An 18,311-nucleotide genomic window follows, 5' to 3' on the forward strand; every position below is an offset into this window, starting at 1 on the left:
CCCCGGGGTGGGGTGCTGGCGGTCGGGGGGGCCGGGGGGGGGGCGGGCGGTGTGGGGGGGGGGGGCCGGCCCGTCCCCCCCCCCCCCGCGCCTCTCGTCAGTGACCACGCCCGCAGGGCCGAGGTCCGGGCTGACCGGGTCGCCGGCCGGCGGGGTGGGCAGGGACATGCGGGGCGCTCCCTTCATCGGGGTGTGATGGGGAGAACGGAGCCAACCCCGACCGGTCTCGCGTCGTCTACGCGACGGCGGCGCCGGCGCGGGCCCGCAGCAGTTCGGCCAGCGGCGGCACGGGCTGGTTGCCGACCCGGGGGTAGGTGAGGTCTCCCACCCGGGCGGCGAGGGCCTGCACCCGGTCGGCGATCCGGCGGGAGACGACGTCCCGGCGGAGCTGCATGCCGTTGGTGTAGCCCAGTTCGCGGGCCACCCAGTGCACACCGAAGCCGCGCCGGCCAAGGTCGTCGAGGATGTCCCACGTCGGTGTGGCGTCGATGCGCTCGTTCGCCGTCGTGACGAGCCGGCCCCGCGAGCCGACCCGGTTGTCCAGGGACTGGCAGTCGCCGATCGACAGGGCCAGGATCGCCGTTTCGTGGTCGCGTTCCAGCTTGACCCACTCGGCCGACATGATTTTCCGGATGACGCCGAGCGGGACGCCCGACGCGGTGACGATCGCGGTCCGCTTGGCGCCTTGGGTCTCCAACATCGCCACGTGGGCCACGGCCCGGTTCGCGCGGACCGGATCGGTCAGTTCCCGCTTGCGGGCCAAGTACATGCGGTCGCGGGCCCGACGCTCATCAAGGCAGTCTTTGCAGGTGCAGCCGGCTGCGATGCCCTTGGCGGTGCCGTGCCGGTGGCCGCCAAGGTCGAGCGGCTCGCCGTACTCAACGGTGGCCAGCTCAACCTCCCACTGCCAACCGTCGAGGGCTTCCAGCCAGGCGACGTAGCGTCCGTCGAGGTCACCGCGGCGGTAGCGGAAGCGTTGCAGGGACACCCACTGGCCGAGGCCGAGCAGAGTGCCGGCGAACTCCTCCTTGTGGACGCTGGGCGCCAGGGGGTGGCCCTCGCGGCGGGCGAACTGGCGCAGCGCCGCGTACATCAGCCGCCACTGGGTTTCGTTGTGCTCCCAGGCCCAGGTCTCGGCGCCCTTCGGTCCGCGCGGGGTGGCAGCGGAGATCTCGTCGACAAGCGCCGGCGGAAGCTTGCCCAATAGGCGGTCGCGGCGGATCGCCCAGCACCACTTGCCCAGGTGCAGGCCGTCCTCAACGTGGTCCTCAGCCGGGCTGGCGTGGTCCTCGAACGCGCAGAACTGAGCGAGGGCGTCGATCATCGCGACGTGCTGGTCGGCGAGGCCGCCGTTCCAACTCCATCCGGGCAGCTTCTCCAGCAGGGCGACGCGTTCGGCGTCGAGGGTGCCGACCCGGAAGCTCTGACGCTGCACGGCGGCCCATACGCCGAGCCGACGCTGCGGCGAGCCGACGCTGCGCAGGCCCTCGAAGATGGACTCGCCCTGGTCGTTGTCCGCGACGCCGCCGGTGCGGTCGGCCAGAGCCTTGAGGACCGCGTAGGTGTCGTACCAGTCGGTCATCTCCCGGTCCCAGTACCAGCCGGGGATGCGCTCCAACCGTGCGATGCGGTCCACCGAGAGCCGACCGTGCTTGCGGGCCAGACGTTGCTTGAACGCCCATTCGCCGATCCCGGCCCCCAGGTGCGAGGTGTTGCGGGCGAGTCGCTTGCCGGGGTGCTCGGCGGCCCAGTCCTTGGTGGCGAGGTAGAACCGCTCCCAGGCCGAGCCGACCTCCTGCACGAAGCGCAGTTGCAGCGGCGCCTCCTCGACTCCGTCGGGGAGGATGAACTGCACGCGGTCGCTGCCCCGGCCGGCGTACATCCGGCCGTTGACCACGGTGCGCGCGGCGCGGTCGAGGTCGTCGCCGAGACGGCTGTCGTGCTCGCGGAGCCCTTTGAGCACCGCCCAGACCTGCGCGAACGAGGACAGAGCCAGGTTGGTGTCGTCATCGCCGTCAGCCGGCAGGGTGACCGGGATGATGACGTAGCCGAAAGTCTTACCGGGTGCGGATCGAAGCACCCGGCCGACAATCTGGATGATGTCGGTGACCGAGTTGCGGGCGTCGGCGAACATGATGCCGTCGACAGCGGGAACGTCAACGCCCTCCTGCAGACACCTGGCGCTGGAGATGAGACGGACCTGCCCGGCGTCGCTGCCGAGCCACTGCATCATCTCCGCGCGCTTGCTGGTGGGCATTTGGCCGTTGGTGTGCTTGGCACGTAGGAACCGCCCGCCCGGCGTCTTGACCGCGTCGAGCAGTTCGGCGAACTGCGACGCCCACGCGTTGCGGCTGTGGAACGTCAGCAACCGACGAATGCCGTACTGGTCGACCGCGTCCAGGAGCGCGCCGGGCACCGTACCCGGACCGCGCTGGTCGAACACGCCGTCACCATCGCGGCCAGCAATGACCAGCACCCGGTAGTCGGTGAGCAGTCCCGCCTCGATCGCCTGGCCGAAGCTGACGGAATGGGCGACCGGCCCGAAGACCTTGGGATCGTCCATGGAGTAGACGCCGTCACCCTCGACCACGGTCGCGGTCGCCGTCATGAACAGCCGCTTGCGGGCGACCAACATCCGCCGATCGAGCACCGTGCGGAACTCTTCCCGGGGCCGGCCGGTGAGACGGTGGGCCTCGTCGCAGATGGCCAGGTCGATCGGAACCTGACTGCTGACCTGGGCGGCCGCCACCACGGGAGCCGAGTGGTACGTCGAGAAGATCACCCGGGGCCGTCCCGATCCCGTGCGCGACAGGAACCCGGAGGCGACGAAGGACGAGGTGGTGACCTTCGCTCGCACCTTCGACCAGTACGGGCGGTCAACATCCTCGATCTCGCCCTGCTGGTTCAGCCGCTCTGCGGCGCCGGCGGCCGTGGACGGGTCGGAGCAGACCACCAGGGCCTCGAACGGCCAGCCGTGGATGCGCCGCCACTCGGCGAGGGTCTGCGCCAACAGGCTCAGCGAGGGCAGGAACACCACCGTGGTCTGCGCCTGGGCGGTCTCGGCGTACCACCGGCCCACCAGGGTCTTGCCCGTCCCGCACGCCATGACGAGTTGCGCGCGGTCGTGAACGACGAAGGCTCGGGTCAGCGCCGCGAGGGCTTCCACCTGCTGCGGGCGCGGGTGGAGAGGCCCTGCGCCGCGCTCGCCCTGAGAACTCGGCTGGGTCTGGTCTGTCACGGGATCGCTCCTCCCGACGGGATAGCCGAACACCCTCACAGTATCACGGAATACACGTGTAGTACGCGCCATACAAGCGGGATTCGACAGTGGCGACAACACCTGTTGTCGAGGGGTTGACAACAGGTGTTGTCTGGGCCTTAGCTTGAGCGCGTGGAAACAGGTGTTGTCAGGACTGTGCTGACCCACGTCGGGCTCCCCTTGAGCGACGAACAGCGGCGACGGCTGAACGAGCGGGTCGGTGACCTCCTCGACCGGGCCGTGCTGGACGCGCTCGGCCTAGCCGATCCGGGCTGGCTTGCGAATGCTCCGGCGCAACGGCTCGGAGCCGCGACGCTCGCCGAGGTGTCGATCGGCGATCTGCTCGGGGAGGCTCGCCGTCGCCGGCCGAAGGAGACCGCGCTGGCCGAGGTGGCCATCAGCGAGTACCTGCTGGGCTTGCTGGGCAACATTCGCGAGGGCGCGGCGAAGACCGCAGCGGAAAGTGGCGCCTCGTACGTCGAGCTGGGGGACGCCATCGGGATGACCAGGCAGGGCGCTAAGCGCCGCTGGCCCGGCCTAGCGGATGTCGCGGCCGCCGCTCGGCGCCACGGCCGTCCGGTGGCGGACCGCCCGGCCCAGCGGGACGTGGGCCGGTGGAAGATCTCCCGCTGGGAGCGGGAGATCCAATACGAGCTGACCGTGGCGGCCTGGCGGGTCTCCGACCTGCGCCTCGCGCTGGAGCCGGTTCCCGCCGACGCACCGCTGATGGCCAGCCCGGCGGAGAAGCCCGGCGGCGAGTTCGACGGTGACCTCCAAGTCGTGACCGCGGCGTACGTGAGCTCCGGGGCATCTCCGCGTGATCCCGAGACACGAGCCGAAGTCCCGACCGTGGTGTTCGAGCTGGACTACCCGAGCGGGACCTACTACAGCGACGACGACCAGGAGTTCGAGCATCGCGCCGACGGACTCACCGCCGGCGAGGTCCTGGCAATCCTCAGCGGTCTAGACGGGGAGATGCCCGTGCTGGTCTGGGTCGCGGAGAAGCCGGGCGGGGCCGGAGACGGCCCGACCCAGATCGTCTACGACGCCGCGATGGGCGCCGAATGGTCGCCACCGGGCCGCGGGGAGAGCGAAGGCGAGTGGGTCACCGCTGGCTGGTTCGGCCTGCAGCTTGAGTACCCGCCCGGCGTCTACACCCGATACGAGAACACCCACGGCGAGGAAGATGACTGAGCCATGAGCAGAAACCCGCTCCCGCCCGAGAACACGAGCGATTCCGAGACGGCGCTGATCATCCCGACGGCCGGCTCGTTTCGGCCCGGTGCCGTCAATGTGCGGCTCGTCTGCCCACCGGAGGTGATGGACGCGGCCTTGGCCAGCCTCGCCGACTTCTACGGTGACGCGTGGAAACCCAGCACCCGCGAACCGGCGCCCAGCTCGGACGGCCACCTGATGCGAACCGGCACGCTGATCGTTCCCGTCCCCGGTGCTGCGTCGAGGCCGCAGGGCGGCGAATCCTGACCTCAATCACTCTCGGCTCCGGGTCACGGCTCACCGACCGCTCGCCCGATCGGGGTCCACGGTTGTGTCGGACCCACCCGCTACCGTGTGCGGTGGCAGTTGTCCGCCGCCGCACTCCGAACCTGCACCCGGGCCCACGCCGCCGGCGCAGGTGATGAGGACAAGCCGTCTCCGACGCAGCGCGACCAGCACCAACCCGCAGGCCATCGTGATCACGAGCGTGCGGAGTGCGTGGGCCTCCGCACCGCCCGAGGAGTTCACGATGACGACCAGCAGCAGCTCCGACCGCTCCCGTCGCCGCGCTATCCGTATGCGGAAGGCCGAAACCGGCGAGTCCTACACTGCCGCCGGCCGCGCCCTCGCCGGCGCAGGTTCCACCACCGCCACCATCGATCCGGCGCTGCTCGTGCCGTACCCGGACGAGACCAACATGGACGTCGACGAGCTCGGCTGGCGGGTTCTGCCCGCCGACGCCACCCCCGCGCAGCGCGCGCACGCCGAGGCGTACTGGCGGCCCGTCAACCCCGCCCGGCCGTGCCGCTGCTGCGGATCGTGCCTGCACGCCACCCAGTGCGGCCGCGACGACGACGGCAAGGACCGGTGCCCCGGCCTGCTCATCCACGTCGACCGGTACCCCGGCGGCCTGTTCAGCGTCAACGACTGGGAGGACGTGTACGAGTGCGCCGGCTGCGGCGCGGTCCTGACCGTGAGCGTGGAGCTGCCGGCAGTCCCGTGGGGCGAGGCCAACCCCGCCGGCGGAATCACCGTGTACGACAAGGTCCGACACCCGAACTTCCCCGACCACGACGAGGACGACGGGTACGACCCCGGCTGTTTCGAGTGCGGCGCCAGGGCCGGGTACCGGTGCACATGCGACGACGACCCGCAGGACGGCTGCGAAGAGTGTGGCGGCGGTGGGCCCTATGGCTGCAACTGCTGACCCTGATCCCACGATTGCCCTGGCCGCAGGGCTGTCGGTGTTCGGCCTGCCGGCTGGCGAGAAACGACCGACGCCCGGCTGGCAGGGCCGGTGCGCGAGCGACCCGGACGTGGTCGCCCGCACCTGGCGCCCGGGCGACAACGTCGGTGTCGGCTGCCGCGCCTCCCGCGTGCTCGGAATCGACCTGGACCGGCACCCCGGCAAGCCCGACGGCATCGCCGGGTTCGCCGCCGTCTGCGAGCGGTACGGTCAGCCCTGGCCGGACACGTACACCGTGCGGACTCCCCGTGGTGGCCTGCACCTCTACCTGCGGGTACCTGCCGGGCGGATCATCGGCAGCACCTCCGGCGGCCGGTCCCCACTCGGTCCGAGTATCGACACCCGCGGCCCCGGCCGGCACACCGGCGGGCACCTCGTCGGCCCCGGCTCCCACATCGGCGGGGTCCCATACGTCGTCGAACGCGACGTGCCGATCGCCCCGGTGCCCGACTGGATCGCCGACCTGCTCGCCCTCCCCGCCGCCAGGGCCGTCATCAGCCGTTCGTCGTCGACGGCGCCGGCGTCACGGGCAGGTCATGGTCACGTGGGCGAGGCGGCGCGCTGGTCCGGGGCCGGGGTGTATCGAGTGGCCCGGTAGGCGGCGGCCCGGACAAGGTCGCCGGTCGACACGATCGGGCCCGGCTCGGCTCGAGTACGCCTGCGCACCGCAGCGGCGAGCTGCTCCAACGGAAGGAGGTACAGGTCGACCGCCAGGTCACCCATCTCCCGCAGCAGGTCCAGCGGGGGAAACCCGCCGGCGCTCTCGTCGGCGTACCGCTGCAGATTCACCGTGGCGCGCTGGCTCACCCAGTACGACACCCGCCGGACTCGCTCACCGAGCGGCTGCGGCAGCACGATGGTCAGCCGCCCCGGACCGCCGCGGTGGTGTCCGTACCCGGACGTCCCCCACCGCCGTCCAGGCATGGTGTCCTGCCCGCCGGGCACTGGCGGGTACGCACGCGAGCCCCAACCGGCCGCCTCCAGCAGTCGGGACAAATGCGCGCTGACGAGCGCCGAGCGCGTGGCCAAGACCTCCTGCGCCTCCCGGCGGGCCGCCCGATCCGCGTAAAGCTGAGCGATGGCTGCCCGCCGCTGGCCTGCCTTCATCCCATCGATCCCACGGTCGCGGCGCTGCTCGACGAGCCAGGCTCGTTCCCTGGCCTGTTCGTCACGCACGGCGTCCTCAATGCGCTCCGGCAATGCCTCATCGACGGCGACCACCATCTTCACGCAAGCCAGAGTAGGGGAGAGATGGCCACGCACACAAATAACGAAAGCCCACGTCAGAGCGTACCCGGCATGGCTCTATCTGTACCGATAGAGGCGGCCGAGAGGTAGCCCTGAACCGGATTCGGTGCTGGTCAGCCTCGTTCTTGGAGGAGCAGGTCAAGCACGGGCCCGGTGGAGCCTGCGCGGTACGGGCCGGCGTAGCGGTAGCCCAGGCGTCGGTAGAACTGCTGGGCACTGCCGCCGGGCATGGCCAGCAGCGAGACCCACTCGGGCCGCAGCGCGTCCAGGATCGCTGCGTGGATACGGGTTCCGACCCCGTGTCCGTGCCACTGGCGACGGACGGCCAGTTCGCAGATCCCGACGAGCGAATCGGTGGTCCGCGCCGCGTCGGTGATCGACGGCAGCAGGTGTGCGCCAAACCAGTAGTCGGGGGTACAGCGGAAGCCGTATCCGAAGCCGACGCAGAGGTCGCCGCCGTGGGCGGTGATCAGGGTGAAGCCGTCCCGTCCGGCGTGGCCGAGGATTTGACGGCGCACGGTGTCGGGGGTGAAACCCGCCGCTGTTACGTCCTGGTCAGCGGCGTGCGCGTCGGCCCACACTGCGGCGAGCGTGTCGAGGAGTTCGTCGACCTGGTCGCCGCCACGGCGCCGGATGACGATGCCCGGCTCGTTCACTGCGGCGCCCTGGCGGCGCGGTAGATGTCGAAGTAGCCGGCAACGCTGCGGACCTGCTCGTGGGGTGTCAGTACGCCGGCGACAGCGTCGAGGGCCCGAGTGAGGCGGTCGGAATGGACACCGGGCAGGTACCGGAGCGCGCGGTGGGCGGCATCGACCGCCGCGTCGAGATCCGGGCGCGGCTTGCGCGCGTGATGCAGGGCGATGTCTGCGGTGTAGAGGGCGCGGTTGCGGGTGTGGTCGGCGGCGAAGAGCATGACGGTCTGCTCGGCGCCGGCGCAGGCGCGCTCGTACTGGCCGAGGTCGGCCCGGCACAGGCTCTCCAGGCCGGTGAGCTCTGCCGGCACGAAGAACTCGAGCCAGGCGGGGTCGGCGTCGCGGGGGCCCTGACCGTAGAGGTGGTAGGCCCGCACCAGGGCCTGTTCGGTGAGGGTGCGGTCGCCTTGGAGCGCCCAGCCGCGGGCCTCGCGCATGGCCAGTAGGGACAGCCACCGGGGCGAGCCGAGTTGGGCTGCGGCGCGCTGGGCGACCCTGGCGGTGCTGACGGCTTCACGGGGGTGGTCGGTTGACGTGGCGAGTAGGGACAGGCAGCCGAAGGCGTGGGCCTCCAGGCCCGGGTCGTCGGCGTGCCGGGCGCAGACGAGTGCCTCGGTGTAGAGCGAGCGGGCGTCCGTCGTCCTGCCGGAGTCGAGCGCGAGCCAGCCGGCGGTCACCGACAGGGCGCCGGTGGCCAGTTGAAGCCGGCGGCCCACCTGCTCGCTGTAGCGGCCGTTGCGAAGCCACCGGTTCGCTCGGGCTACGGCGGTCGCCGCGAGCTGGTTGAGCTCGACGGCGCCGAATTGGCGGTCCTGTGCGTACAGACGCTGCTCCGTGTCCAGGATGGCCTGTACGTGCGCGTCGCCCAGTTGCCGGTCGCCTTCGTTTCCGGCTGGGCCGGCATCGGTCAAGAGTCCGGCGCCTGCGGCGATCAGAAGGCTACGTCTTCTCATGTCTGGGGTTCCGTCCTCCTCGGCGCTCTCGGTCGCCGGCCGGCGACCGCGCCGGGGAGGGGCGAATCCCAGTTGTTCGGGGTTGCGCCCCGTCATGGCGTAGAGCACCCGCTGATAGATCGGTCGAGGGCAGGCGGTTGTGCCGTCCTCCCAGAGGGAGATGGTTCTGGCGTCGCATTCTACGGGCTCGCCGAGTTCGGCCGCCTTCTTGCGGATCATCCTCGCGGCTTCGGTCCGGCTCGATCTCCACTCGCGCTCGCGCAACTCGCGGAACACGGTGTTCGGGGTCTTCGGCTCTCCCACATCGGGCTCCCGGGCGTCCTCGCCTGATGGCCTGACGGTAACGGTGCGAGGACTCCGAGCACAGAGCGTAAGGGCGGCAACTTCCCGATTCTTCATCGTTCCTTCACTGCTTCTTCCTGGCTTTCTGCATCGCGTCACCGCTGCCGCGGGCCTTTCCTGGAGGCCCGCACGCTCCGCAGCCGCAAGGAGAGCCGCGATGCCACGTACGTTCCCGGCGCGGCCGATCGGGGCCGATTCTGACCTCGCCACTCACATCGACCTGCTGGTCCGTCCTGCCCGCATGGTTCTACGCCCCGACGGCTCCACGCACCTGGAGCCGGCTGCCGAGCCGGGCCGGATCAGTAAGGGCAACGTCACCAGCCCGGAGCAATTGGGCCGGGTCACCCGGTCGGCGCGCGCCATCTCCGCCGGCTCACTCCCGCTGTTGCTGAGCGTGAATCAGGAGGGCGGCCGGTTGAACGCGTTGGACTGGCCCGGCGTCGCGCAGTTGCCGGGGAACTTGGCGCTCGGCGCGGCGGGGGACGAGGGCCTGGCCGAGTTGGCGGGTGCGGCGATCGGTGAGCAACTGCGGGCGGTCGGGCTGACCTGGAACTTGGCGCCGGTGTGCGACACCACCGGCTGGCCGGCGCCGGCTGCGGTTGGGACCCGATCGTTCGGGTCGGATCCGGAGCGGGTGGGGCCGCTGGCGGCGGCATTCGTGCGCGGACTGCAGGCGGCCGGCGTCGCGGCGACCGCCAAGCACTTTCCGGGCCTGGGGGGAGTCGGCGCCGATCCGCACCATGTCGCGCCGGTCGTCGACCGGCTCGGCCCGGGTGCGCTGCTGCCGTTCCGTGCGGCGATTGACGCGCAGGTGGCGTGCGTGATGGTTGGCAGCCATACCGTCCTTGCCCTGGACGACCAGCCGGCGTTGGCGTCGCGGCGCGTCCTCGGCTTGTTGCGCGACGAGCTGGGCTTCGACGGTGTGGTGGTGAGCGAGAACTTGTCGATCCGCGCGGTGCACGAGCCGCTCGGTGGCGTGGCCCGGGCGGCGGTCGCGGCGGTGGCCGCCGGCGTGGACATCGTGATGCTCGACTCGGAGGTCTCCCGGGGGCGCAGCCCGCACGTGGAGTGGACGGCGGCGGTACGGCGGCGGGCGGAGGTGGTCCACGCGCTGACGGCCGCCGTCGAGCAGGGCGTGATCGACCGTCGGCGTATCGGCGAGGCCGTCGAGCGTGTGCAGGCGCTGCACCAGCGGTACGGCCTGACGGCCGGCGCCGTCCAGCCGCAGTGGCCACGGGCGAACGCGGCGGCGCGGCGGGTGGCCACCCGGATCGCCGACCGGTCGGCGGCGGTGCTGCGCGGCGCCCGGCTTCTGCCGCTTCACGTGCCGCCTGGAAAGGTGCTGGCGCTGGTGCGGGTGCCCGACGCGGGGCAGCGGCGAGCCGACAGTGCCCGCCACGCGCAGGATCATCTGCCCGCCCTGCTCGCCGCGCACCACCGCGTTCTGCAGGTGCCGGTCGGCGCTCCGGTGCCGACAGCGGGACCGGTGGTGGTGTACGGCTACGACACCCGCACCACGGCGGGGGTGAGTGGTGCCGCCCAGGAGGCCACCCGGCTCGTTGAGTGCGGGCGGACCGTCGTCCAGGTCGCGCTCGGCGACGTCGACGACCTGGCCGGCTCACCGGCGCCGGTGCTGCTCGCCGCGTTCAGCCCGCACCGGGCCTCGGCCGCGGCGGTGACTCGGATCCTGCTCAGCGACGGCCGCCCGCACGGTGTCGTGCCCGTCGCGGGCCTACCGTGGTGACCCGCGTTCGGGCTGGCCAGCTCGCCGGTTTCCTTGCCCGCCTGTATCGGGCGGCGGGGATGACCCAGGCCGGGGCGAGGGTGATGGCCGACGGCCACGTAGAGGCCGATCTGCGCGGTATCCCCGGCCACGGCAGTCGGCTGGCCCCCAGCTACCTGGACAAGCTTCGCGCCGGGCGCCTCAATTCGCGGCCCCTGGTCCGGACCGTGCACGACGCGGAGGCGGTCCTGGTCGTGGACGCTGACCTGGCCCCGGGTCCGGTGGCGGCCCGGCTGGCGGTCGACGCGGCGATGCTGCGCGCTCGGCGCTGCGGCGTCGCGGCCGTAACCGTTCGCCGCGCCGGACACGTGGGCGCGCTCGGCATTCCCGCCGCCCAGTTGGCCCGGCGCGGCCTGGTGGGCCTGGTGACCGCGCAGGCGTCGGCACCGAGCGTGGCCCTGCACGGTGGCACCGGCACTCCGGTACTGGGCAGCAGCGCACTCGCGATCGCCGTCCCGGGCCCGGACCAGCAGCGCCCGGTGCTGATAGATCTGGCCGCCGCCGCGATGTCGTGGGGCCGGCTGCACCAGCTGGCTCGGACCGGCCGGATGTTGCCCGACGGGTCCGCGCTGGACACCGACGGCGTCCCGGTCCACGATCCGACGCTCGCGGCGGTCCTGTTGCCAGCGGGCGAGCGCGGCCAGGGCCTCGCGATCGTCCTGGAACTGTTGGTCGGCGCGCTGACCGGCGGCGCCCCGTTGCCGGCCGGCGACGACGGTCGCGGCCTGCTGGTCGTGGCTGTCGACCCCCGCCGTCTCGGCGTCGCCGATTCGCTTCCAGGTGGGGTGGCCGCCGTCGCCCACGCGGTACGCGAGCAGGGCGGCCGGATGCCCGGCGACCGCGCCTGGTCTCACCGCGACCGGGCCCGCCAGGACGGCATCCACCTCGACTCGGGCGATCTCGCCGCGCTCGTCAACGCCGGCCGTCACGCGAACGTCCGCGCCCCCCACGGCTGGACCCGACCCGAGGTTCCCCGCCCCGCCACTGGATCACAGGAGGTGCAGTTGTGAGCAGACCAACCACCGCACTCACGCTCGACGGCCCGGCGGCCGCAGGCCCACCGGCCCTACACCGCGGCGCTGCCCGATCCGAGACCGCCCACGCCCTCCAGTCCGTCCTCGACATCACCGACCCCTACCCGGTCGTCGACGCGGCGCGCCAGCTCGCCGACGGACCGCTGGAGCGCGCCCTGGCCGACGTCGCCGCCGGGCGGCTGCTGCACGAGCCAACCGGTCGGCGCGTGCCGCTGCAAGAACTGCCCGCGCGCACGGTGGCTCGACTCGCCCAGGCACATCATCTCGACGCCGGCCAGAGCGAGGCCCTGGGCTTCGCGCTGCGCTGCACCTTCGCCTGGCCCGGCGTCGTCGGCACCCCGGACGCCCCGCACGCGCTCAAGTCGGTGCTGCCGGCCGGGTTCGAGCCGATCGCCACCGTGGAGCAGATCGCCGCGAGTCAGGCCACGGCCGGCGCCGACGGACTGAACACCAGCTACATGATCTCGCAGATGAAGGGCGGCATGTCCGCCGACTTCGGTATCGGCTGCCCCCTGATGTGCGCGTACTGCTACCGGCGCGAGGGCGACACGGTCGACGGCTACCTCGGCTCGTGGGAGCCGGCCGGCTTCCTCGAGCCCGAGGACGTCGTCGCCCGGCTGCTGTCCCACCCGTGGTTCACCCCGCACCACACGCCCATCGGACTGCACATGTCCACGTCCGAGGCGTTCCTGCCGAAGCTGTGGCCCCGGACCTGGCGCGCGCTGCAGTTGCTCGACGAGCTCGGGCTGACCAACCGCGTCTCGTGCATCACCAAGTACAGCCTGTCCGACGAACAGATCGCCTGCCTGGAGTCCCTCGTCCACGTCGACCTCGACGTCAACGTCTGCTACGCCGCCATGCCCGAGTCGATCGAGCCGCCCAACCGCGAACGTCGGCTACGGTTCCTGCGCCGCATCCTGCGCTCCGAGCGGATCAACGTCCTGGCGTACTACCGGCCGATCGCCGAAGGGCTCAACACCACCGACGCCCACCTACGCCACGTCTGGCAGACCTTCAAGGACGCCGGCGCCCGCACCGTGGTCCTCGGCGGGCTCAAGTTCGCCGACGACCACGTCCACAGCTTCATGAGCTACGGCCTGCCCCTGCCCACCGGCTCGTTCACGCCGGGCAAGAAGTTGCTCACCGCCGCCACCGAGGCACGGATCATGGCCGCGTTCGACGAGGTGTACGCCGACGTGCCCCCAGAGTTGCGTCCTGCGGTGCTGAAGCGGTCCTCGTGCGGTCGGGCGGTGGAACGGGGAAGCCACATCCCCGACTACAACGGCCACTACGACCTGCCCGCCACCAACTGCCGCCTGCGCTGTCCCGCCGCCCAGCACCAGGTGTGCGCGGCCGCGCAGCCGCCGGACGAGCAGACGGTACGGCAGTTGCTCGCCCGCATCGGCCGCCCCGACGTCCGGGTGGACATCACCTCTACCACCACCGTGGTCCACGCCCCGCTGAGTCAGTTCGAGCGGACGTTCCTGCGCCAGAACTTGCTCTTCCCGGTGCACACCGCCCGGCAGGCCGCCGAGCTCGTCGCCGGAAGGCTCACCCGATGACCGCCGCCGCTCGCCCGGCGCCGGCCCGGGTCTTCCTGCCCCTGGCCGAGTCCCCGTTGCTGCACCGCCGCGACGCCGAGGACGCCGACCTCGCCGTCCATCTGGCCGCGACCGCCGACCTGGAGCCGGCCACCGTGCGAGCGCTGCTGTCGATTACCGCCAAGCCGATCGCGGATCGGGTCGCCCGCGCGCTTGAGGAGCGTACGGACCTGCCGCTGCACTCGCTGGCGTTGCTGGTCGCGCACCGGGCCGACGCCAAGCGGGCGACCGGCACCCTGCGCGCCAGGCTCTTCCCCGACGGTGCAGCGCCCGGCGCGTGTCACACGTTCGCCCGTACCGTCGCGGCCCTCGCTCACCAGCCCGCATCGGTCGATGACACGTACCTGACCAGCGAGCGCTTCCGCGTCTCCGCCGCGGCGGCGGACCCGGCCGTGCTGGGCGAGCTCCTGGCGCCGCTGCTGGACGCGGGCACGCTCACCGGGCCCGCCGAGACCGGGCTGGTCGCCCTGCTGGATGTCCGCGCCAGCCGCGGCCCGGCGGCCCGGGTCGACCTGGCGGGTGCCGACGCCCTCGACCGCGCCCGTTGGCACCGGGTACGCGGCGGGCTACTCGCGCGACGCGAGCAGACCATCCGTGACCTCGGCCAGCACACCGGCGGCCTGACGCTGGCCGCCGAACTGTGGTTCGACGCGCTCACGACGGCCGCCGACACCCCCGCCCAAGCCGACCAGGCCCTCGCCGCCGCCGCGAACGCGGCCGGCGCCCTCGCCGCTGGTGAAGACCCAGGCTGCGCCTGGCCCGCCGTACGCAGCTACTGGCGGCAGGTCACCGCCACCGCCCGCACCACCCGCGCCCAACCGGACGGCTGGGAACAGGCATGGCAGGCAGCCGAGACCACCGACGACGGCGCCCAATGGGACGACACTCAACGCGCGCTGGTGGCCGGGTACGACCTGCTCGCCGATCACGTCCGGACCACCTGGGGTGGCGCCGACATCCCGCCCACCCCCGACCAGTGCTGGGCCGCCGACCCGACCGGGCGCGCACTGCTACACCTGGTCGCCGACCACCTCACCGGCCACCACACGCACAGCCCTCTCCCGCACTACGACGACCGGCTCCTCATCGCCTTCGTCCACGGGCTCGCCAAGAACCGCCGCGACATCATCCCTGCGGACCTGCACATCTCCGGTCTGATTGCCGCCATCAAGGCGGCCCGGTCCAAGGCCGCCCTCCTGGCTCGGCCCGGTCCGGCCGACCTCGGCATCGTCGTGGCGATGCGTGCCGAAACCCACCGGCTCACTGGCAGCCGCAACGGCGACGACGCGCTCACCGTCAAGATCGATCAACTGGGCTGGCTCCTGGCAGCGTGCCCGGACGCCAGCGCCGACCTCCTCCTGGTCGACGAGAGCAACGACGGCACCTCTGCCCACGCCGCCAACGCGATCCAGGTCGACCACCCGCGGATTCGCGTGACCATCGCCGCCCGCCCCGACGACACCAGCGCCAAGGGCGGCGCCGTGCGGTGGGGCCTCGCCGAGCTCGCCGGCTCCGGCCGGACCGCCCTTGCCTACACCGACCTCGACCTCACCTACCCGCTGGAGCAGATCGGTCTCCACGTCGCCGCCCTCGACCAGCCCGGCGTCGGCGCTGTCATCGGCTCCCGCCGCCGACCCGACTCCCACGGCTACTACCCGCCCGCCGGCCCGACCCCCACCACCGTGCTCTATCAGCGGGCAGTCCGGGAAATCCTGCAACTCGACGCCACCGACCCGCAGGCCGGTTTCAAAGCCTTCCGGGCCGTCGCCCTACGCACCGCGCTGCCGCTCGTCACCGACCAGAGCCTGGCGTTCGACACCGACCTGCTCGCCGCCGTCGCCCGCAGCGGGCACACAGTCGCCGAGGTCGGGGTCGCCACGCTCCACCACTACGTCGAAGGCCGCGTGGGCACCCCGCGCGACTACGACGCCATGCTGCACGCGGTTCACCGGCAAGCCCTGCGTCACGGGCTCGACCCCGATACCCGCCGCACGCCGACGTGGGACCGGATCCGACACGCCGGCTCCCTGGCCGCGCTCGCCGCCGAGCCTCCAACCGCCCCCGCGCTCGTACCCCTCAACCGAGGTTGACTGACTGCCACGGGCCGCCGGCGCTGAAACGCCGGCGGCCCGAAGGCGTGCGCGCGTCCACCAGATGCCCCGGATCGGGTCAGTGGAACGCGTAGACTGAGCACGCCTGCCCGGCTCACTGTCGCCACACCGTGACGGCCGGTGCACCTCGACCGAAAGGTGAGCCAGTGAGGGCCGTCATCGCTGTCGCCGGCATGGGCAGCAGGTTCTTCCCGATCGCCAAGACGATCAACAAGTGCATGCTGCCGATCCTCAACCAGCCCGTGGTCGCCTACGCGGTCGCCGACTGCGTCGCCGCTGGCGCCCATGAGATCGCGATCGTCACCGCCCCAGGGGAACCCGGCCGCCAGGTCCGCCACTTCTTCAGCGAGGACCTCGACCTGAAGGCATACTTCACCCAGCGGGGCTGGCAGGACAAGTACGCCTCCGTTGCCGACCTGCACAGCCAGGCCGCCTTCACCTTCATCGAGCAGCCTCGCGACGACCGGTATGGCACCGCGCTGCCCGCCCTCGTCGCCGCCGATTTCATCGCTGGCGACGACTTCCTCCTCGTCGCCGGCGACGACCTCCTGCTCCGCGCCGACGGCGGGTCCGACCTCGCCGAACTCGCCGCCGCCCGCGCCACGGCCGGCGCACCGGCCGCGCTCGCCGCCGCCACGGTGCCCGGGGCCGAGGCCCACCGGTACGGCATCCTTCACCCGCGAGCAGCCGCTGGGCACCAGTTGCTCGACGAGCTGCTCGAGAAGCCGGATGACTACGGCGAGCCAACCGCGTACATCAACATCAGCCGCACGCTGCTACCCGCCCACGCGCTGGCCTACTTCCAGAAACTGACCCCAGCCGCCAACGGCGAATACCAGGCCACCGACGCCATCACCGCCTTCGCCCGTGACCACGACGTGCTGATCCACCCCATCGCCGGCCAGTACCACGACTGCGGCAACCCCGCCGGATGGCTCGCGGCCAACAACGCCGCGGCCCTGGCCCAAGGTCTTGCCACTCCTGGGCCGCACGCGTGATCGGTGCCGGGCCAGCCGCCGATGAAGCGGCGCCGACCCTGCTCGTTCGCACCTGCGCCGTGATCCTGCACGCCCAGCAAGTGTGTCTCATCCGGCGCGAGCGACCAGACGGCGAGCAGTATTCGCTGCCCGGCGGCATCCTTCACCCCGACGAGACGGTGCCGGCCGCCCTCGCCCGCGAACTCAAGGAAGAACTCGACCTCGACGTCGCCGCGCTGCCGGAACAACCCGATCTGCGTTGGGTTCAAGACCAGCTCACCACCAGGCCCGGCCGGCCCGAGCTCTTCCGCCGGCTGCACCTCGTGCACCTGCTCCACCTGCCCGGACACTCCCGCGCCACGGTGGCGGCGGCCGAGCAACACGCCGAGGACCGCGCCCCCGTCGTCTGGGTCAGCCTCACGCGGGCAGCGCGACTGCACCTCTACCCCGCAGTGGCGGATGTCCTCACGGCCCTCACCCGCCGCCCCGCCCTGCCGGGGCCCGTACTGCTACCACCCATGACCGACCGCACGTACAACTGGCGCTGACCACGCAGAGACCACGGGCGCACCACTGATCGGCAGGCTTTATCTGTACTGATAGAGAGCGCTTGCCGCCGCGACGTAAGCGCGACACCCGCCCGCAAGCATGTGCCGATGGACGACGACGGGATCGACCACAACCATCCGCGCGCGGGCCGGGGCCTACCGGAGCGGGAAGCGATCGGATTCCTGATCTACGGCTGGGACTCCGCGGCGCCCGAGGACCGCACGAGGTCGGACTACCTCACCCTCGCCGACCGCATCCTTCAGGCGCAGCGCGACCACTACGGCCAGCCGGCCCGGCGGCTGGCGAAACGGCTGGAGCGAGCCTGGCGGAATCTATCTGTACTGATAGAACGTTGCCGGGTCAGGCGCGAGGTTTCGGACGGCCGAGGCTGAGCCGGACGTGCCGCGCGCCGGCTCCCATGGCCTTGGAACGCCAGGAGCGGGTATTCTGCATGCATGGAGCGACCGAACAGCGCTGACACCCGCGGAGACACCGCGGCGATGCTCGCTGCGGCCGGGATCACCGTCACCCCCGAGGGCCGGGATCGGGCTCGTGCCCGACTGCAAGCGGCCCGGGAGCGGTGGACGCCGGCTCGGTACGCGAAACTGCGAGAGCAGTTGGGTCTGCCGGCGCACGCCGCGTGACGGGCCGCGTCGTCCGCGTCGTTCTCGATACCTCCGCGATCGTCGCGTTCAGCCGAGAGAGCATCCACGTCGGCGAGGTCATCTCGCTGGTCGCCGAGGAGGAGAACGCAGCAGTCGGGCTACCGGTGCTCTGCCTGGCCGAGGCAACTCGGGCGGTGGCCGACGCTGACCGGCTCGACCTTCTCGCCAACCACCAGGCCATCGAGATCCTCACGCCCGATCCGGAGAGCTGGCGAGCGCTGGCCATCATCTACGAGACCGTGGGCCGCCTCGACGCCGCATCCGCCGTGCTCGCCGCGATCGATCTGGATGGCCACCTCCTCACCGGCCAACCCGCGCTGTACGCGGGGCTCGACGGCGGTGGCCCCGTCATCCCGATCGACTGACGCGCCAGCGCAACCGCGTGGCGAGCGCTCAACCCCAGAAACGACCCTCGCGCCGTGAGGCGGGGCTGAGTGGGATGACCGTCGTTTTCGCGGGCCGAGACGACGGCGGCCCCTCAGCGCCGGGCTGAGGGGCCGCGTCGGGGTTGGCGTCGGCCGGAAGCCGCGGGCAACCTGGGTGCTAGACCCCGGCGGGAACGCCTTCGCCGGCGTTCACACCAGCGGTGAAGGCAACCCACTCCGCCTGGGTGAACCGCAGTTCGTGTCCGTCCTT

The 18,311-nt window shown here is 71.9% G+C and carries 17 protein-coding genes; 13 read left to right on the top strand and 4 right to left on the bottom strand.

The window, feature by feature from the left end:
- Positions 1-235 precede the first annotated feature (235 nt).
- The gene (locus AB0J36_RS13490) at positions 236-3,238 is read right to left on the bottom strand and encodes a Helicase associated domain protein (RefSeq protein ID WP_363660553.1); all 3,003 of its coding nucleotides are present in this window, start codon (positions 3,236-3,238) and stop codon (positions 236-238) included.
- A 153-nt stretch (positions 3,239-3,391) separates the two neighbouring features.
- Here AB0J36_RS13490 and AB0J36_RS13495 point away from each other — a divergent pair, with 153 nt between their 5' ends.
- The 4 genes from AB0J36_RS13495 to AB0J36_RS13510 all read left to right on the top strand — a co-directional run bounded on the left by AB0J36_RS13495 (position 3,392) and on the right by AB0J36_RS13510 (position 6,318).
- On the top strand, positions 3,392-4,453 hold the full coding sequence (locus AB0J36_RS13495; RefSeq protein WP_363660554.1) for a DUF6225 family protein: 1,062 nt from the start codon (positions 3,392-3,394) through the stop codon (positions 4,451-4,453).
- A gap of 3 nt (positions 4,454-4,456) precedes the next feature.
- Positions 4,457-4,741 (top strand): hypothetical protein, encoded by a 285-nt coding sequence (locus AB0J36_RS13500; RefSeq protein ID WP_363660555.1) that lies wholly within the window; start codon positions 4,457-4,459, stop codon positions 4,739-4,741.
- 262 nt (positions 4,742-5,003) lie between these two features.
- Positions 5,004-5,681 (top strand): hypothetical protein, encoded by a 678-nt coding sequence (locus tag AB0J36_RS13505; RefSeq protein ID WP_363660556.1) that lies wholly within the window; start codon positions 5,004-5,006, stop codon positions 5,679-5,681.
- On the top strand, positions 5,665-6,318 hold the full coding sequence (locus AB0J36_RS13510; RefSeq protein WP_363660557.1) for a bifunctional DNA primase/polymerase: 654 nt from the start codon (positions 5,665-5,667) through the stop codon (positions 6,316-6,318). The genes AB0J36_RS13505 and AB0J36_RS13510 overlap by 17 nt, the downstream gene beginning before the upstream one ends.
- Here the strand turns inward: AB0J36_RS13510 and AB0J36_RS13515 are convergent.
- The 3 genes from AB0J36_RS13515 to AB0J36_RS13525 form a co-directional block, all read right to left on the bottom strand.
- Positions 6,261-6,950 carry a hypothetical protein gene (locus AB0J36_RS13515; RefSeq protein WP_363660558.1) on the bottom strand — a complete coding sequence of 230 codons (690 nt, stop codon included), beginning with the start codon at positions 6,948-6,950 and terminating at the stop codon, positions 6,261-6,263. The genes AB0J36_RS13510 and AB0J36_RS13515 overlap by 58 nt on opposite strands.
- Before the next feature lie 131 nt (positions 6,951-7,081).
- Positions 7,082-7,624 (bottom strand): GNAT family N-acetyltransferase, encoded by a 543-nt coding sequence (locus AB0J36_RS13520; protein ID WP_363660559.1) that lies wholly within the window; start codon positions 7,622-7,624, stop codon positions 7,082-7,084.
- Positions 7,621-8,916, bottom strand: coding sequence for a hypothetical protein (locus tag AB0J36_RS13525; RefSeq protein ID WP_363660560.1), 1,296 nt, complete (start codon positions 8,914-8,916; stop codon positions 7,621-7,623). The genes AB0J36_RS13520 and AB0J36_RS13525 overlap by 4 nt, the downstream gene beginning before the upstream one ends.
- A 196-nt stretch (positions 8,917-9,112) precedes the next feature.
- Here AB0J36_RS13525 and AB0J36_RS13530 point away from each other — a divergent pair, with 196 nt between their 5' ends.
- From AB0J36_RS13530 to AB0J36_RS13570, 9 genes are all read left to right on the top strand, one after another.
- On the top strand, positions 9,113-10,699 hold the full coding sequence (locus tag AB0J36_RS13530) for a glycoside hydrolase family 3 N-terminal domain-containing protein (protein ID WP_363660561.1): 1,587 nt from the start codon (positions 9,113-9,115) through the stop codon (positions 10,697-10,699).
- Complete coding sequence (locus AB0J36_RS13535) at positions 10,696-11,748, top strand: Ldh family oxidoreductase (protein ID WP_363660562.1); 1,053 nt, start codon at positions 10,696-10,698, stop codon at positions 11,746-11,748. The genes AB0J36_RS13530 and AB0J36_RS13535 overlap by 4 nt, the downstream gene beginning before the upstream one ends.
- Positions 11,745-13,334 (top strand): hypothetical protein, encoded by a 1,590-nt coding sequence (locus tag AB0J36_RS13540; RefSeq protein ID WP_363660563.1) that lies wholly within the window; start codon positions 11,745-11,747, stop codon positions 13,332-13,334. Before AB0J36_RS13535 ends, AB0J36_RS13540 begins: the two co-directional genes overlap by 4 nt.
- Positions 13,331-15,463, top strand: coding sequence for a glycosyltransferase (locus AB0J36_RS13545; RefSeq protein WP_363660564.1), 2,133 nt, complete (start codon positions 13,331-13,333; stop codon positions 15,461-15,463). The genes AB0J36_RS13540 and AB0J36_RS13545 overlap by 4 nt, the downstream gene beginning before the upstream one ends.
- Positions 15,464-15,630: 167 nt before the next feature.
- Positions 15,631-16,482 (top strand): sugar phosphate nucleotidyltransferase, encoded by an 852-nt coding sequence (locus AB0J36_RS13550; protein WP_363660565.1) that lies wholly within the window; start codon positions 15,631-15,633, stop codon positions 16,480-16,482.
- A 59-nt stretch (positions 16,483-16,541) separates the two neighbouring features.
- Positions 16,542-17,009, top strand: coding sequence for an NUDIX domain-containing protein (locus tag AB0J36_RS13555; protein WP_363660566.1), 468 nt, complete (start codon positions 16,542-16,544; stop codon positions 17,007-17,009).
- 108 nt (positions 17,010-17,117) lie between these two features.
- Positions 17,118-17,402, top strand: coding sequence for a hypothetical protein (locus AB0J36_RS13560; protein WP_363660567.1), 285 nt, complete (start codon positions 17,118-17,120; stop codon positions 17,400-17,402).
- A 63-nt stretch (positions 17,403-17,465) separates the two neighbouring features.
- Complete coding sequence (locus AB0J36_RS13565; protein ID WP_363660568.1) at positions 17,466-17,654, top strand: hypothetical protein; 189 nt, start codon at positions 17,466-17,468, stop codon at positions 17,652-17,654.
- Positions 17,651-18,040, top strand: coding sequence for a hypothetical protein (locus AB0J36_RS13570; RefSeq protein ID WP_363660569.1), 390 nt, complete (start codon positions 17,651-17,653; stop codon positions 18,038-18,040). The genes AB0J36_RS13565 and AB0J36_RS13570 overlap by 4 nt, the downstream gene beginning before the upstream one ends.
- The last annotated feature ends 271 nt before the right edge of the window (positions 18,041-18,311 follow it).

Origin of the sequence: Micromonospora sp. NPDC049662, from assembly GCF_040675055.1 — a bacterium.
Lineage (GTDB): Bacteria > Actinomycetota > Actinomycetes > Mycobacteriales > Micromonosporaceae > Micromonospora.